The 15739-nt window shown below is 46.6% G+C and carries 17 protein-coding genes; 16 read left to right on the top strand and 1 reads right to left on the bottom strand.

What is annotated here, in order from left to right:
- Positions 1-53 precede the first annotated feature (53 nt).
- The 14 genes from Q0N89_RS02230 (at position 54) to Q0N89_RS02165 (ending at position 13800) form a co-directional block, all read left to right on the top strand.
- Positions 54-305 carry a hypothetical protein gene (locus Q0N89_RS02230; RefSeq protein ID WP_294033181.1) on the top strand — a complete coding sequence of 84 codons (252 nt, stop codon included), beginning with the start codon at positions 54-56 and terminating at the stop codon, positions 303-305.
- 5 nt (positions 306-310) lie between these two features.
- A complete protein-coding gene (locus Q0N89_RS02225; protein ID WP_294033180.1) occupies positions 311-697 on the top strand; it encodes a type II toxin-antitoxin system VapC family toxin in 387 nt (128 codons plus the stop codon).
- A gap of 249 nt (positions 698-946) precedes the next feature.
- Entirely contained in the window at positions 947-1693 is a 747-nt protein-coding gene (rpsB, locus tag Q0N89_RS02220) for a 30S ribosomal protein S2 (RefSeq protein ID WP_078254788.1), read from the top strand.
- A 152-nt stretch (positions 1694-1845) separates the two neighbouring features.
- The gene (gene tsf, locus Q0N89_RS02215; protein WP_078254789.1) at positions 1846-2724 is read left to right on the top strand and encodes a translation elongation factor Ts; all 879 of its coding nucleotides are present in this window, start codon (positions 1846-1848) and stop codon (positions 2722-2724) included.
- Positions 2725-2840: 116 nt separating this feature from the next.
- Complete coding sequence (gene pyrE / locus Q0N89_RS02210) at positions 2841-3494, top strand: orotate phosphoribosyltransferase (protein WP_294033179.1); 654 nt, start codon at positions 2841-2843, stop codon at positions 3492-3494.
- Positions 3495-3521: 27 nt separating this feature from the next.
- A complete protein-coding gene (gene gshB, locus Q0N89_RS02205; protein ID WP_294033178.1) occupies positions 3522-4478 on the top strand; it encodes a glutathione synthase in 957 nt (318 codons plus the stop codon).
- A gap of 141 nt (positions 4479-4619) precedes the next feature.
- A complete protein-coding gene (gene murG, locus Q0N89_RS02200) occupies positions 4620-5708 on the top strand; it encodes an undecaprenyldiphospho-muramoylpentapeptide beta-N-acetylglucosaminyltransferase (RefSeq protein ID WP_294033177.1) in 1089 nt (362 codons plus the stop codon).
- A 32-nt stretch (positions 5709-5740) separates the two neighbouring features.
- On the top strand, positions 5741-7177 hold the full coding sequence (gene murC / locus Q0N89_RS02195; RefSeq protein WP_294033257.1) for a UDP-N-acetylmuramate--L-alanine ligase: 1437 nt from the start codon (positions 5741-5743) through the stop codon (positions 7175-7177).
- A gap of 41 nt (positions 7178-7218) precedes the next feature.
- The gene (locus Q0N89_RS02190) at positions 7219-8130 is read left to right on the top strand and encodes a D-alanine--D-alanine ligase (protein ID WP_294033176.1); all 912 of its coding nucleotides are present in this window, start codon (positions 7219-7221) and stop codon (positions 8128-8130) included.
- 265 nt (positions 8131-8395) lie between these two features.
- Entirely contained in the window at positions 8396-9115 is a 720-nt protein-coding gene (locus tag Q0N89_RS02185; protein WP_294033175.1) for a cell division protein FtsQ/DivIB, read from the top strand.
- Between the two features lie 66 nt (positions 9116-9181).
- Positions 9182-10480: a cell division protein FtsA gene (gene ftsA / locus Q0N89_RS02180; protein ID WP_294033174.1), complete on the top strand. Its 1299-nt coding sequence runs from the start codon at positions 9182-9184 to the stop codon at positions 10478-10480.
- Between the two features lie 132 nt (positions 10481-10612).
- Positions 10613-11746 (top strand): cell division protein FtsZ, encoded by a 1134-nt coding sequence (gene ftsZ, locus Q0N89_RS02175; RefSeq protein ID WP_294033256.1) that lies wholly within the window; start codon positions 10613-10615, stop codon positions 11744-11746.
- A gap of 56 nt (positions 11747-11802) precedes the next feature.
- The gene (locus Q0N89_RS02170; protein ID WP_294033173.1) at positions 11803-12714 is read left to right on the top strand and encodes a PHP domain-containing protein; all 912 of its coding nucleotides are present in this window, start codon (positions 11803-11805) and stop codon (positions 12712-12714) included.
- A 141-nt stretch (positions 12715-12855) separates the two neighbouring features.
- Positions 12856-13800: a peptidylprolyl isomerase gene (locus Q0N89_RS02165; RefSeq protein ID WP_294033172.1), complete on the top strand. Its 945-nt coding sequence runs from the start codon at positions 12856-12858 to the stop codon at positions 13798-13800.
- Positions 13801-13840: 40 nt separating this feature from the next.
- Here Q0N89_RS02165 and Q0N89_RS02160 read toward each other — a convergent pair whose 3' ends face one another.
- Complete coding sequence (locus Q0N89_RS02160; RefSeq protein ID WP_078253358.1) at positions 13841-14332, bottom strand: peptidylprolyl isomerase; 492 nt, start codon at positions 14330-14332, stop codon at positions 13841-13843.
- 107 nt (positions 14333-14439) lie between these two features.
- Between Q0N89_RS02160 and Q0N89_RS02155 the strand changes: the two genes are divergently transcribed.
- Both Q0N89_RS02155 and Q0N89_RS02150 read left to right on the top strand, forming a co-directional pair.
- On the top strand, positions 14440-15102 hold the full coding sequence (locus tag Q0N89_RS02155; protein WP_294033171.1) for a LysE family translocator: 663 nt from the start codon (positions 14440-14442) through the stop codon (positions 15100-15102).
- A gap of 16 nt (positions 15103-15118) precedes the next feature.
- Positions 15119-15703, top strand: a complete 585-nt coding sequence (locus tag Q0N89_RS02150; RefSeq protein WP_294033170.1) for a hypothetical protein — start codon at positions 15119-15121, stop codon at positions 15701-15703.
- Positions 15704-15739 lie beyond the last annotated feature (36 nt).

Genomic DNA, 15739 nt, shown 5'->3' with positions numbered 1-15739 from the left:
TGATTGGTCAAATCGGTTATGATGAAGTCGAACTTTAAGAAAAAGGAGGGGTTATGCCACAAATTACCATTCATTTAGATGAGGCGACTTTTGCGCATATCGTGGCATATTCTCAAGCAGAAGCGATTTCTTCAGAAGCTTGTGTCATTCAGGCAATTAAGGAGCGATTTGGGCAAAAATCGACAAATGCAAACCCCCAATGGTCTAATGAAGTCCGTGATTTGGTGGGTACTTGGATGGATGTGCCAACAGTGGATGAAATTCGCCAAACCCAAGCTGTAGATGTAGTGCGAGAAGTATTGTGAAGTATTTGCTAGATACAAATACAGTGATTTATTTCTTCAAAGGCATGGGACAGGTTGCTGACCACTTGCTAAGCAAGCATTCTGAGCAGTTGGCAATTTCTAGCGTGACATTGTATGAATTAAAGGTTGGGATTTTAAAGTCAAATAATCCAAGCAAACGCATTAGTCAGCTTGAGCGACTGTTAAGATTTATCACGGTGATACCTTTTGATGATGGATGCGCTCATCAAACAGCCAAAATCAGAGCAGAGCTTGAAAAAAGTGGCACGCCAATTGGTCCTTATGATTTGCAAATTGCAGGTACGGCGATTGCATACCAAAGAATTTTGGTCACGCATAACACCAAAGAATTTGCCAGAATTTCAGGCATTATGTTGGATGATTGGTTTTAAAAATATAAAAATTTACTAGTAAATTTTTGATAGATTTGCTATAATAATATGTCCATTTTTATAAATGGGCGTATTTTTTTAATTTAACTTTACACTACACACACGAAATTTACCCAAGCATCTGCTTGTGGTGTGTTGAATATCGGGGTGTCTATGAGCTTGAATAATTTAGCCAAACCGCTAGATGCGTGCTGATAGATTCGGTATTTTTGATTTCGTGGAGGCGTAACCCAAACTTTAGGAACTCTTATGTCAGACAAGAACCCAACTCAAATCTCAATGCGCGACTTGCTAGAAGCAGGTGCTCACTTCGGTCACCAAACTCGTTTTTGGAACCCAAAAATGAGCCAATACATCTTTGGTGCTCGTAACCGCATTCACATCATCAACCTTGAGCACACTGTTAAGCAGTTCAACGAAGCACTAACTTTCGTGAACAAGCAAGCAGCAGCTCGCAACAAGATTTTGTTCGTTGGTACTAAGCGTGCAGCATCTGCGGTCATCCGTGAGCAAGCACAACGCGCTGGTATGCCATATGTTGACCATCGTTGGTTGGGCGGTATGCTAACTAACTGGAAAACACTTCGCCAGTCAATCACTCGTCTAAAAGAACTTGAAAAGCAAGCTGAAGACGGTACTTTTGCTAAGCTAACCAAGCGTGAAGCACTTGAGCGTACTCGCCAAATGGAAAAACTAGAGCGTGCTCTAGGTGGTATCAAAGATATGGGCGGTCTGCCAGATGCGCTATTTGTTGTTGATGTTGACCACGAAGCGATTGCAATCAAAGAAGCCAAAAACCTTGGTATCCCTGTTATCGGTATCGTTGATACCAACTCAAACCCAGACAATGTTGACTATGTCATCGCAGCGAACGACGACGCAATTCGTGCCGTTAATCTATATGTAACTGCGATGGCTGATGCTATCATCGCTGGTAAAGAGTATGCAAAAACTCAAGGCGGCGCACAAGCAGAAGCAGTAGAAGCTGCTGAATAAGCCCAAGTTTTGGCACTAAGCAATATTGATACAATACATTGACAATCATTGATACAGTATTGCTTGACACAATTTGGTCATAAAACTGTGCTATGATGGCTTGGTCAAACAAGCCATCATTCAAACTCATTGATAATTCAAAGGTAATCCAAATGACTCAAGTTTCTGCAAAGCTTGTAAAAGAATTGCGTGACCGTACTGGTCTTGGCATGATGGAGTGCAAAAAAGCACTAGAAGAAGCAAATGGTGACATCGAACTTGCGATTGACAACCTACGCAAATCAGGTCAAGCCAAAGCTGCCAAAAAAGCAGGCAACATCGCTGCTGACGGTGCTATCGTTATCGCTCAAGGCGAAGGCAAAGCACTACTTCTAGAAGTAAACTGCCAAACTGACTTCGTTGCAAAAGACGAAAACTTCACAGTATTTGCAAACAAAGTTGCTGAATTGGCACTAGCGAACAACACTACTGATGTTGAAGCAATCTCAGCTCTACCATACGGCGACGGCGCATCTGTTGAAGAAGCGCGTATCGCTCTAGTTCAAAAAATCGGTGAAAACATCCAAGTTCGCCGTGCAGAAGTCATCGAAGGTGCTAACCTTGCTGCATACCGTCACGGTCTGCGCATCGGCGTTGTAGTATCTTTCGAAGGTGGCAACGAAGAAGTTGGTAAAGCTGTCGCAATGCAAGTGGCTGCATTCAACCCACTAGCAGTGAACGAAGCTGATGTACCAGCTGACATCCTAGCTCGCGAAAAAGACATCATCGAAGCCAAAGCAAAAGAATCTGGCAAGCCAGAAGCGGTGGTTGAGAAGATGATCACTGGCGGTATCCAAAAATACCTAAACGAAGTAACTTTGGTTAATCAACCATATGTTATGGACAATGAAAAGAAAGTTGGTGATGTCCTAAAAGCTGAAGGTGCAACCGTTGTTAGCTTCAAGCGTCTTGAAGTTGGCGAAGGCATCGAGAAAAAGCAAGAAGACTTCGCTGCTGAAGTTGCTGCTGCTCAAGCTGCTGCACAAGCATAATTTGCTTTTTGCAATCATAAAGCTCAGTTCATTGAACTGGGCTTTTTTTGGTATTTGTAAAACTTGTGTAATCAGAGTAAAATAGCCATAATTTATGCCATCAGTTAGGAAATATCATGCAAGCATTCAACCCACAAGCATTTATTGAAGTTGCTCTAAAAAATAATATACTTAGATTTGGTGAATTTACCCTAAAATCAGGCCGTGTCAGCCCATATTTTTTTAATGCGGGTCTGCTATCGACAGGTGAGCTACTCAGCGTACTTGCCACAGGCTATGCCGATGCACTGGCAAAACACGCAAACACCGATGATTTGGTGATTTTTGGGGCGGCATACAAGGGCATTCCATTTGTAGCGGCGACCGCTCAAGCCTTGTGGGCACAGCATGGCATCAATGCCAGCTGGGGCTACAATCGCAAAGAAGCCAAAGATCATGGCGAAGGCGGTATGCTTGTGGGTGCTGACTTATCGGGCAAAAAAGTCTGGGTCATTGATGATGTGATGACCGCAGGTACGGCGATGCGTGAAGTGGTTGAGATTTTGGATAAAGCAGGGGCAAGTGTCGCAGGTATCATCGTCGCACTTGACCGCAAAGAAAAAGGTCAGGGTGATAAATCGGCTATCCAAGAGCTTGGCGAGAGTCTTGGCGTGCCTGTACTGGCATTGGTGACGATGGATGACATCACTGATTATGTTGCCAATCACGGTACGGCTGAGCAGTTATCTGCGATGCAAGCCTATCGTGCCCAGTATGGCATTGATGAATAATGATGAATTAACCAAAAAGATATGATTATGAAAAAACTGCATTTTTTGATCGTCATGGATGAGATTGCGACGATTAATTATAAAAAAGACACAAGCCTTGCGATGGCGTGGGCGATATCTGAGCGTGGGCATGGGCTAAGTTATTGTAAAATCGATGATTTATGGCTTGATCGTGGTGAATTGCAAATCGATGCCAAGCCTTTGGCGGTGTATCGCAATCCTGAGCATTATTATGAGCTTGGCGAGACGGCAACCGTGCCTGCTACCGCATTCGATGTGATTTTGATGCGTAAAGATCCGCCATTTGACATGAAATTTTTGTACGCTTTGCACCTGCTTGACTATGCCAAGCGTGCAGGCGTGTGGGTGGTCAATGATCCGCAGTCGGTCAAGGACTGCAACGAGAAGCTATTTGCCACACAATTTAGCGATCTAATGTCGCCGACAATTGTTACCAATAAACAATCACACATCCGAGCGTTTATCCAAGAGCATGGCGATGTGATTGTTAAACCGCTTGATGGCATGGGTGGTATGGGGATTTTTCGCTTGACGGCGGATAGTCCCAATATCGGTGCGACGCTTGAGATGCTGACCGAGCTTGGTGCATTGCCGATTATGGCACAAAAATACATTCCTGCCATCACCGAAGGCGATAAGCGAGTGCTGATTGTCGGTGGTGAGCCTGTGGATTATTGCTTGGCTCGTATTCCGAGCACGGGCGAGACACGGGGCAATCTGGCTGCTGGTGGGCGTGGTGTGGCGATGCCACTGAGCGAGCGTGAACGAGCGCTTGCGATGGCGATTGCACCGACATTGCTTGACAAGGGGCTGTATTTTGTCGGTCTGGATGTCATTGGTGGCTTGATTACCGAGATTAATGTTACAAGCCCAACTTGTGTGCGTGAGATTGATGATCAATGTGGTACGCAGATTGCCGTTGATTTTATTGAATTTATCGAAAATCGCTTGGCTGTGGCATAGCTTTGGCATGGTTTTAGTTAACAGTAACATTTACTCAATCATGGCAAGTTCATTGACAAAAAACTAAAGAAAATTTGCTTGAATTTGCCACAAAAGTCATTGAAAATAGATGGTTTTTAAGATGGCTTGATGGATAATTTTATGACAAAAAAAATCAATGTGCTCATGATGGCGGCAGGCACGGGCGGTCATGTGTTTCCTGCGTTGGCAGTGGCGGATGAATTGGCGGCTCGTGGTGCGACCATTCATTGGCTTGGCACGCCGACAGGGATGGAGAATGATTTGGTCGCCAAGCACGGCTATCAGATGCATCATATCGAAATGCAGGGCCTTCGTGGTAAGGGTTTGGCTCGTATGGTGAAATTGCCCTTTATGCTATTTAAGGCGGTGATGCAGGCTCGCCAAATCATCAGCGACCATGCCATCGATGTGGTGGTGGGCTTTGGCGGTTATGTCACTGCACCAGGCGGATTGGCTGCCAAATTGAGCAAAAAACCGCTCATCATTCATGAACAAAACGCCATCGTCGGCATGAGTAACAAGAACCTAGCTCGCCATGCCGATAAGGTGCTACAAGCCTTTGATGGGGCGTTTGCTAGCGATGCCAAAGTCATCACGGTGGGCAACCCTGTGCGTGATGCTATTACCCAAATCGCTCGCCCTGAAGTACGCTATGATATCCATGATGAGTCAGCGCTCAAGGTGCTGGTGGTGGGTGGTTCATTGGGTGCGATGGCGATTAACCAAGCGGTGGTTGAGATGCTTGACAAGGTCAATCGCCCAATCAGTCTGCGTCATCAATGTGGCAAGGACAATCATGAGCAGATGCTTGTTGCCTATTCGCAGGCGGATATCGACACCACTAAGCACATCGTGGAGCTCAAGCCATTTATTGATGATATGGCGGCGGCGTATGCGTGGGCAGATGTGATTGTCTGCCGAGCAGGGGCACTGACAGTGACTGAGATTCAGACGGCAGGCGTGGCGGCGATTTTTGTGCCATTACCGCACGCTGTGGATGACCACCAAACCGCCAATGCCAAAGTACTCGTGGATGCAGGGGCGGCGATTTTGATGCCGCAGCCTAGCTTATCAGGACAAGCACTTGCCGAGACGCTGGATAAGCTTGACCGTCGTCGCTGTCAAGAGATGGCAATTATCGCTCGCAGCCAAGCCAAAGCAGATGTGGCGCAAACCGTCGCTGATATCATTGAAAATAGCATTCGCTGATTTATTTATTTTAAAATTTATACACCAAAGGAATTACCATGTCCAAAAAATCCCTGCCAAAACGCTTGATTGAAATCCCAGAAATGCGTCGCATCGAAACCATCCACTTCGTCGGTATCGGTGGGGCAGGGATGTGCGGTATCGCCGAAGTGCTTGCCAACCAAGGCTATAAGGTAACTGGCTCTGATATCAAAGCCAGTGCAGTCACTGAACGCTTGGTCAGTCTAGGGGTGATTGTCTATATCGGTCATAATGCCAGCAATATCGACAATGCCGATGTGGTCGTGGTGTCATCAGCGATTGACAAGACCAATCCTGAGATTCAAGCAGCGCTTGCCGCTCGCTTGCCTGTGGTACGCCGTGCTGATATGCTTGGTGAGCTGATGCGTTATCGTCACAGTATCGCTGTGGCAGGGGCGCATGGCAAGACCACAACCACCAGTATGCTGACGATGATGCTGACCGAAGCTGGGCTTGACCCGACTTATGTCATCGGTGGTAAGCTGAACGCTTCAGGCAAAAATGCGGCGCTTGGACAGTCTCGCTATCTGGTCGCTGAAGCCGACGAATCAGATGCATCATTCTTGTCACTTCGTCCGATGGCGGCTATCGTCACCAATATCGACGAAGACCACATGGATACTTATGAAGGCAGCTTTGAAAAGCTTAAGCAAGCCTATATTCAGTTTCTACAAAATATGCCATTTTATGGCTTGGCGGCCGTGTGTGGTGATGACGAAGTGCTGTTTGGCATGATTGATGCCATTGCGCGTCCTGTACTGACCTTTGGTCTAAAAGAACACAACGATGTGCGCGCGGTGGATTTGGTTGTTGATGGTGCTAAGACGCACTTTACCGTACTGCGTAAAGACCGTGAGCCACTGTCTTTGACGCTCAATGTCCCGGGCGAGCACAATGTCTATAATGCGCTCGCTGCCATCACGCTTGCCACTGATGAAGGCGTGGATGACGATGCCATCATTCGTGCGCTCGAGAAATTTGCCGGCGTGGGTCGCCGTTTTGAAAAACAAGCTCAAGTGGCCATTGATGATGGCGATGTGCTATTGATTGATGACTATGGCCATCACCCAACTGAAGTGGCAGCGACCATCAAAGCCGCTCGCCAAAGCTATCCTGACCGCCGCCTAGTGATGATGTTCCAGCCGCATCGCTATAGCCGTACCCGTGATTGCTTTGATGACTTTGTCGATGTGCTGTCGGGGGTCGATGAGCTGCTATTGCTGGATGTGTATTCAGCAGGTGAAGCGCCGATTGTCGGTGCGGACACGAAGGCTTTGGCTCGCAGTATCCGTCATCGTGGACAAGTTGAGCCGACTTTGGTCGATAAAAATGACTTGGCAAGCACCATGAAACGAGTGCTCAAGGCCAATGACCTGCTCATCACCCAAGGGGCGGGCAATGTGGGACAAATCTGCCTAGAATTGCGTGATAATAATCTGTATCTATAATGATGAATTATTTTAATAAATTTTAATATTGTGAGAGAATTATGAGTATTGATGTAACCCAATTTGGCAAAGTTGCCGTCGTCTGCGGTGGCTTTAGCAGTGAGCGTGAAGTGTCATTGAACAGCGGTAAGGCGGTGCTTGATGCCTTGCTATCAAAGGGTGTGGATGCGCATCACTTTGACCCACAAGAAACCGACATCTCAAAATTGCGTGAGTTTGACCGTGTGTTCAATGTGCTACACGGTACTTTTGGCGAAGATGGTAGCCTACAAGGGGTGCTTGACGGCTTTGGCATCCCTTATACAGGCTGTGGCGTCTTAGCATCTGCGATTGCGATGGATAAGTTTCGCTGCCGTCTGATTTGGCAGGGTTTTAATTTGCCAAATGTGCCTTATGTGGTGCTTGATGACAACAGTGATTTTGCTGCGGTTGAACAAGAGTTTGGCTTGCCACTATTTGTCAAGCCAGCCGCCGAAGGCTCAAGCGTGGGCGTGGTGATGGTTGAGAGTGCAGGCGAGCTTGCCAAAGTCTATCCGACGCTCAAGCAGTATCACGGCGCAATCTTGGCTGAGCCTGCCATCACAGGTGGTGAATATGCTTGTTCATTGCTTGGTGATGAAGCCTTGCCAAGCATTCGCATCATCCCGACGGGCAAGTTCTATGACTATGAAGCCAAATACCTGCGTAATGACACGACTTATCAGTGCCCATCGGATTTGACCGACGAGCAAGAGCGTGAGATGCAAGACATCGCCAAGCGTGCGTTCGCTGCCATCGGTGGTCGTGGTTGGTCGCGTGTCGATTTTCTAAAAAGCGATGATGGTAAGCTGTACCTACTTGAGCTCAACACCGTGCCGGGCATGACAGACCACAGCCTTGTGCCGATGGCGGCAAAAGCTCGTGGCATTGATTTTGCGTCATTGTGTGTACAAATCTTGGCACAGACGCTATAATTTTATGATTTAAAATATTAATCAAAAATTATAAAAACTATCAAAAAACCCATCGATTGTGAATGATCGGTGGGTTTTTATACATAAGCTGCCAAAAAGTTGTAACTGCATGTAAATTTGTGCCGTCAATGGGTGGATTTTTTTATTTATTACTTTTAATTATGATCAAAAAACGGTAACATATGCTAATTTTCCCTTGGGCTTTTGGGGTGGGCATTTCCACTTTCGAAAAAGCAGAAAAGATATTTTTATATAGCTTAAATCCATGATTAATATTTCTACAAAAGCAGCACGAATTAAACCATGGCAATTACAGGTTTTTGCTGTTTTTTGTGTGGCGATGATGGTGGCGCTACTGATTTATTTGGCGAATAATACCAAGCCCAACCCCATCGGTATCAACCCAACTGGCTTGAGCGATCAAGAAGTAGCCGCCTTAGAAGCAGTGGTGTCACCACTTGGCAATGTCCAGTTTTTTGGGGCGAATTTATCCACCATTCATCAGACAGTGAGTGAGCTGTCTTGGGTGGAGTCGGCAAGTGTGTATCGTGATTGGAACAAAGGCATCATGGTGACTGCCAAGCCACGCATCGCAGTGGCAAACTTTGGTAGTGAGCAGATGCTTGATGGCAATGGCGTAGTGTTTACGCCTGCTGACCCAAAAGCGGTGATGAATAAATCATTGGCGAATCTATACAGCAGACCCAGTGAAGCGCTTGATGTGATGAAGCAGATGCGCCGAATTAATGGCTGGTTTGCGCCACTGAATCTGCATGCGGTGGATATGATTTTGACCCCACGCCAAACTTGGGTGATTGTCTTTGATAATGGGATGCGAGTCATCGTTGATCATGAAGACACAGAACAAAAACTGTATCAATTATCAACACAGTTGGCAAGCAATCTAAAGGCTGACTTGCCAAAAATCACTTCCGTGGATTTGCGTTATAAAAATGGTTTTAGTGTTTCTTATAAAAGAAGCTGATTGTTATTTGGTGTATGGCTGATGTCATACTGCATTATTTGGTCATTTTTGAGATTTTATTAAACAATGTCAACACTTCAGGCGGTCATACACATTAGCTCATCGGCTGTATGTACCGTGATCGGTCAAATCGAGCACACATCGACAGGCATGCGTCCAACGATCATGGCAGTAGGGCTTGCGCATACTGATGCGTTTGCACATGGTCAAGTCGTGCATCGTGAATATTTGCGTCAAGCACTACATAAATCCGTGCAAGAAGCGACGGATATGTCTGGTACACGCATTTATAGTCCGATTGTGTCGTGGTCATCACCACTGATGTTGGCAGAAAATGATATGCAAACGGTGACCGTAGCAAGTGCTGAAGGGCTGATTGATTCGTCTGATTTGCATCAAGCGCAAGTATTGGTTGAGCAATCCTTAAAAAATAATGAGCGAGCCTTATTGCAGCGTTGTCAGCAGATGGTCTGCTTAGATAGTGGTGAGCAAGTACAAGATGCGATTGGGTTGCGTTCAAAGCGAATCGATATTTATAGCCATGTCATGAGCGTCCCTGAAAATAGCTATCAGCAGATGGTGGATTTGTTGCAGGGTAATGATATCGAAGGCTGTACGACGGTATTTGACGGTGTGGCTGGAGCGTACTATGCGCTTACTGAGAATGAAAAACGCCAAGGTGTCTGCTACATCGATATCGGTGCGACGATGACTAAGGTCTGTGTGTATAGTCAAGGCGTCTTGATTTTTACAGATTGCTTAGATGTTGGTGGAACGATGGTGGATATGGATATCGCTAAAGAGTGTGGCATTGCTTTGGCGGATGTTGATAGCTTCAAACGCCAAGAAGGGACGCTCAATCACGAACGCCATAGCCCAGGAGCGCATATCATCTACAAAAAAGGCACAAAATCTGAAAAAACGATGTTGCGTCGTGCGCTGAATGAAGTGATTGAAGCCAGATATTATGAGATTTTTTCTGAAATTTTTGCTCGCTTAGAAAAGGCTAATCTGCGACATGCGATTGATGCAGGTGTTGTGCTGGCTGGTGGGGCGACACAGATGGATGGCTTGATTGGATTTATTCGAACCAATTTCGGTATCTTGGCAAGACGCGTGGCAGCGCCGACCTATATTGAACTTGACCACAGTCATATGAGCGACGACACGGTGAAATTTGTCCAAAAACATCTGCAAGACAGTACCTTGCATTCGGCGATTGGCTTATTTTTGTTTAGCGGTAGTGAGCAGTTTGCCAATGATCAGCAGATTCAGTATGAAGTCGTCGAAAAAGTTGATTATTTGTCAGAATTTAGTAAATTGGCACAAAAATTCATCAGTTTGTGCAAAAAAGTGATTTATTGATTTGCTAAATTGTTCATCAAATGCGATAATTATATTATTTGACACAGTTGCCATAAATGGGTATGAAATGGCGAGTTTGTGGCTGAGTTAATTTGATCTGGATATTTATTGGAGTAGCATATGAAATTCGGAATGGCAGACGAGTTCCAACCTGAAACTAATGGTCAAGCACGCATCATCGTGTTCGGTGTTGGCGGTGGCGGTGGTAACGCTGTTGAGCACATGGTTCGCCAAAATGTCAAAGGCATCACCTTTGTGTGTGCAAACACCGATCTGCAGGCCCTAAATAAGCTTTCGGCACCGAACAAAATCCAAATCGGCGCTGAAGCAACTCGTGGTCTGGGTGCAGGTGCTAACCCTGAAGTGGGCCGCAATGCTGCTGAGAGCAACGAAGATGAAATCCGTGCGATGCTAGAAGGCTACGACATGGCATTCATCACCGCTGGTATGGGTGGCGGTACTGGTACGGGTGCTGCGCCTGTGGTTGCTCGTATCGCTAAAGAAATGGGTATCTTGACCGTTGCGGTTGTGACCACGCCATTTACCTTTGAAGGTAAGCGCCGTGCTGCTGCTGCTCAAAGTGGTATCGAAGCACTGACACAGCATGTGGACTCGATCATCACCATTCCAAACGATAAGCTAACCCAAGCTTTCCGCAACCTAACCATGGTTGATGCGTTCAAAAAAGCAGACGATGTACTACTATATGCGGTAAACGGCTTGACCGAAACTATCGTAAACCCTGGTGTGATTAACATCGACTTTATGGATGTACGCACCGCCATGACTGCAAAAGGTCATGCGATGATGGGTATTGGCCGTGCTAGTGGTAATGAGCGTGCTGCTGAAGCGATGGAAAAAGCCATCCGCTCGCCGCTGCTTGATGACCTAAATCTACGCAATGCTCAAGGCTTGATTATCAATATCATCGGCTCAGGCGTTGGTATGGATGAAGTGATGACCATCGTTGCCAAAGGTCAAGAATTGATGGCGGATGATGCCAATGTATTCTACGGCTTGGTCGAAGATGACAACATGGGCGATGAAATCCATGTGACTGTGGTTGCTACGGGTCTGACGGTCAATACTCGTGCTGCTGCACCAGCGCAACCTGCTGCACAAGCGGTACAGGCACAGCAGTTGGCAAACCATACTAGCGCTATTGCACAGCAAGCACAAACAGCCGCTGAGCCACGCCCTGGCACACCAAAGCCAATCACTGTTGGTAGCTACTTGCAACAACAGCAACAACAAAAAAACAGCTAATCGTATAACACAACAAGGCTCTACTATGCGGTAGGGCTTTGTTTTTTTGATGACTTATGCCAAAAATAGACCTGCACGCACACAGCACCTGTTCTGATGGGACGAATACGCCGACCGAGCTTTTGACTAAGGCTGGGCAGATAGGTATTGATGTCTTTGCTTTGACCGACCATGATACGGTGGTGGGGGTGGATGAAGCACGGCACACCGCCGATGAGCTTGGCATACGACTGATTAACGGCGTCGAAATCAGCTGTCAGCATACGGTGACAGGTGGCTATGGCAAGCATCGTGAGATTGATAAAATCATCCATGTGGTGGCGCTTGATTTTGATGATGTGACCAAAATGCACACCGCACTACAAGCTTTGCAAGATAGCCGTCATCAACGGGGTTATCTGATGGTACAAAAGCTTGGCGAGATTTTGTGCGACGATACGGCGGATGCACAAGCCTTGACTGAGCGTCTGTGGCAAGCGGTACTTATCAAAGCAGGTGGCAATGCCAGAGCGGTGGGGCGTGCGCACATCGGTCAGGTGCTCTATGAGATGGGCTATGTGCATAATGTGCAAGCGGCATTTGATAAATATCTGGCGGATAATAAGCCTGCCTATGTAGCCATTGACACCATCAGTATGGCGGATGCCGTGCGTCTGATTCATGACTGCGGTGGGCTTGCGGTGCTTGCGCATCCGACCCGTTATAAGCTGTCATCGACACGCACCCAAAAGCTGATTGGTGACTTTGCCGAGTGTGGCGGTGACGCGTGTGAATTGCCGAACAATGAACCTTTGAGTACGGTGGATATGGTCAGTCGTGCGATTGCCAAGCATGGGTTGCTTGTGTCATTGGGTAGTGATTTTCATGGGAGTAATATGCCGTGGCGTAAGCTTGGCGTGACCACCAAGCCAAAAGCAGGGCAGGTGGGTGTGTGGACGAAGTTTAAACCGCCTGTGATGGCAGAGTGATTGGCAAGGTTTGAATATATTTGAATATAGCAGCAATCAGATTATTTGAATTAAACATATTTTTAATCTGATTATTTTATGCTACAATGCAAGGCGTTACGATGTTGTAACGCTTTTTTTATTAGTTTTACAAGGATGATTATGTCAAGACTTCGCTCACTCTGCACAGCGCTACTTACGACACTTGCCATCGGTCTAGCTACCCCTGCTATGGCGGATGGTGTGACCACGACGATTACACCGACTTATCGCAGTGTGAGTGAGATTTTGGCAGCATCGCCAAAGTCGGATTGGTATCGACTTGACCAGCGTAATCTGATTTATATCACGCTTGCCAATGATGCTAAGGTGGTGATGGAGCTGAATGATACTTTTGCGCCAGAGCACGCCAAGCAAATTCGCCTGCTTGCTAGTCAGAAGTATTGGGATGATTTGACCGTGTATCGTGTGCAGGATAATTATGTGGCGCAATTTGGTGCGCTTGACTATGAGACCGATATCCTTGCCAAGCCATTGCCAAAAGATGCCCAAAAATTACCAGCAGAATTTAGCATACCTAAAGACAGTATTCGCTTGACGGCACTTGGGGACAAAGAGCCTTATTCGGATCAAATCGGCTTTGTGGATGGCTATCCTGTGGCGGTGAAGGATAATCAAGCGTTTTTGGTGCATTGCTATGGCATGGTGGGTGCAGCTCGTGATAATGCACCTGATAGCTCAAATGCTACTGAGCTGTATGTGATGATTGGTCAGCCTGCACGACATATTGACCGTCAAATCACTGTGGTTGGGCGTGTGGTGCATGGCATTGAGCATCTGAGCACGCTCACTCGTGGCAAGGGTTCGATGGGATTTTATACCGATGATCAGCCTGCACCAATGGGTATCAAATCCATCCGTGTCGGCACAAGCCTGCCAGCATCCGAGCAGATGCAGTTTGATGCGCTCAAGACTGACAGTCAGACCTTTGTTGATGTCATCGATGCTCGTCGCCATATGCAGGGCGAGTGGTTTGTTGCGCCATTATCGGGCGGGATGGGGATTTGTGATACCCGTCAGACAATTCAGCTTGTCAAATCCGACTAACCGTAAAAAAGCTCTGATTACAGAGCTTTTTTTATTAAGGTTATCTTAATTGAACACCGACTTCGCCTTTTGGTGTCACCTTAAAGATTTGTACCTTAAATAATACTTCTTGACCTGCCAAAGGGTGATTAAAATCCACCTTAACTTCGTCATCATTGACTTCACTGATGACGCCCACGAGCGAATTTTTGCCTTTATCGGCAAATTCCATCATCATCCCAACCACAGGATTTGGTTCAGACAGTGCAAACTGCGCACGGGCAAAGGTCTGTACATTATCACTATTCCATTGCCCAAAGGCTTCATCGGCAGGCAGATGTGCCGTGCGAGTATCGCCTGCTTTTAGGTTGATGAGCACCTTTTCAAAACCGGCAAGCAAGCTTTCATCACCGATGGTTAGGCTGACAGGTTCGGGACGCTCAAAGGTAGAATCAATGACAGTGCCATTTGGTAGGCTAACTTCAAAATGCAGGCTGACTGTACTGCCGTGTGCGATACGCACTTCTTCGCTGGGTAAAATCGTAGTATTCATAATCCATCACACATCAAAAAAGTGCTTTAGTTTAGCATAATATCCATTGACATTCACCACCAAAACTTGCAAAATCTAAACAAGTTTCCAAAATACAAGGACTGATTATGTTTGGCGAGCTACTCTTACAGTTTGGCGTCAAGGAATTTGCCACCTTTATCACAGCGACGGTGATTTTTGCGATGACGCCGGGGATTGATACGGTGTTTGTGCTCAATCGTGCCATTGGCTATGATAAGCGTATCGGCTTGATGGCGGCGCTTGGCGTGGCAAGTGGGGTGCTGGTGCATACGGTATTGGCAGCGGTGGGGCTAGCAGCGATTGTCGCAAAATCAGCGATACTATTTAGCTTGATTAAATATTTGGGTGCAGCTTATTTGGTGTATTTGGGTGTGATGGCGATTTATCATGCCATCAAAAATCCAACTCAGCTTGCGATTGATATTCGGGCAAAGGCTGTGCCTATCAGTGCTTGGCAGGCGTATCGCTCGGGGCTATTGACGAATGTGCTCAATCCTAAAGTGGCACTGTTTTTCTTGGCGTTCTTTCCGCAGTTTATTGTGCCTGCGCAGGTGGATAATGCCGCTGCTTATTTGTTGCTTGGCGTGGTTTATGCTATCATCTCGGCGGTATGGCTTGTGGCTTTGGCGGTATTGGCAGGGTCTGTGCTGTCTAGGCTACTCACCAGCCAAAAAGCCAAACGCTATATGGATATCGGCTCGGGCGTGGTGTTTGTGGCGATGGGCGCAAAAGTTGCGGTGTCGGATTGATGATAGGGTATAAGTGATGAAATTGATTCATAAATTAATAGCAATGGGATTGCTTGGCGTGGCGACAGTGGCGATGGCGGATGATGCCAATCCTGTGTCGCAATCAGTGCAAGCATCCCAAGCATCCAAACAAGGCGGTGCTCAAATTCGATGGGTGAAAAAACCCAATCTGTCCACGCTGGATGCACCATCTTTTTCAAGTAGTCTTGAGCTGTGTTTTGCAATTGATATACCGCTGTTTCAGCACTGTAATCATGAGCTAAGCACTACCGCTAAAATGCTGATTAATCCAGATGGTAGCGTTGCAAAAGCATATGTGAACACCGGTTCAAAGGAGTTTGATCGTGATATTATTCGAGCGCTTCGACGCTCAAAATTGACACCGCATGACAGACAAGATGGGTGGATGGTTCATTATCCGATCGTTTTTCAAATAAATACACAGCAAAGCATAATTACCAAAGTATGGCAGGTTGAACTGTTGCGTGAACAGTGTGCAGAGGTCAATGATATCAGCCAATGCGATCCTGCCAAGCTTGAAGCAGAGCTTCGACGCTTGGGCGTGGATCAATTATCCAATGAGAGCACATCGCAGAATTAATGCAGTATCGGATGCTAAAAAGGCTTAATCCATCTG

The sequence above is a fragment of the uncultured Moraxella sp. genome (genome assembly GCF_945873075.1).
Taxonomy (GTDB): domain Bacteria; phylum Pseudomonadota; class Gammaproteobacteria; order Pseudomonadales; family Moraxellaceae; genus Moraxella.
This window is presented reverse-complemented; position numbering and strand designations above follow the sequence as displayed.

Excerpts from the sequence above, each read along its gene's own strand:
- rpsB (WP_078254788.1), top strand. The coding sequence starts at position 947 with ATGTCAGACAAGAACCCAACTCAAATCTCAATGCGCGACTTGCTAGAA.
- murG (WP_294033177.1), top strand. The coding sequence starts at position 4,620 with ATGACAAAAAAAATCAATGTGCTCATGATGGCGGCAGGCACGGGCGGT.
- Q0N89_RS02165 (WP_294033172.1), top strand. The coding sequence starts at position 12,856 with ATGTCAAGACTTCGCTCACTCTGCACAGCGCTACTTACGACACTTGCC.
- Q0N89_RS02170 (WP_294033173.1), top strand. The coding sequence starts at position 11,803 with ATGCCAAAAATAGACCTGCACGCACACAGCACCTGTTCTGATGGGACG.
- Q0N89_RS02185 (WP_294033175.1), top strand. The coding sequence starts at position 8,396 with ATGATTAATATTTCTACAAAAGCAGCACGAATTAAACCATGGCAATTA.
- gshB (WP_294033178.1), top strand. The coding sequence starts at position 3,522 with ATGAAAAAACTGCATTTTTTGATCGTCATGGATGAGATTGCGACGATT.
- Q0N89_RS02150 (WP_294033170.1), top strand. The coding sequence starts at position 15,119 with ATGAAATTGATTCATAAATTAATAGCAATGGGATTGCTTGGCGTGGCG.
- Q0N89_RS02230 (WP_294033181.1), top strand. The coding sequence starts at position 54 with ATGCCACAAATTACCATTCATTTAGATGAGGCGACTTTTGCGCATATC.
- ftsA (WP_294033174.1), top strand. The coding sequence starts at position 9,182 with ATGTCAACACTTCAGGCGGTCATACACATTAGCTCATCGGCTGTATGT.
- tsf (WP_078254789.1), top strand. The coding sequence starts at position 1,846 with ATGACTCAAGTTTCTGCAAAGCTTGTAAAAGAATTGCGTGACCGTACT.
- Q0N89_RS02190 (WP_294033176.1), top strand. The coding sequence starts at position 7,219 with ATGAGTATTGATGTAACCCAATTTGGCAAAGTTGCCGTCGTCTGCGGT.
- Q0N89_RS02160 (WP_078253358.1), bottom strand. The coding sequence starts at position 14,332 with ATGAATACTACGATTTTACCCAGCGAAGAAGTGCGTATCGCACACGGC.
- pyrE (WP_294033179.1), top strand. The coding sequence starts at position 2,841 with ATGCAAGCATTCAACCCACAAGCATTTATTGAAGTTGCTCTAAAAAAT.
- Q0N89_RS02155 (WP_294033171.1), top strand. The coding sequence starts at position 14,440 with ATGTTTGGCGAGCTACTCTTACAGTTTGGCGTCAAGGAATTTGCCACC.
- ftsZ (WP_294033256.1), top strand. The coding sequence starts at position 10,613 with ATGGCAGACGAGTTCCAACCTGAAACTAATGGTCAAGCACGCATCATC.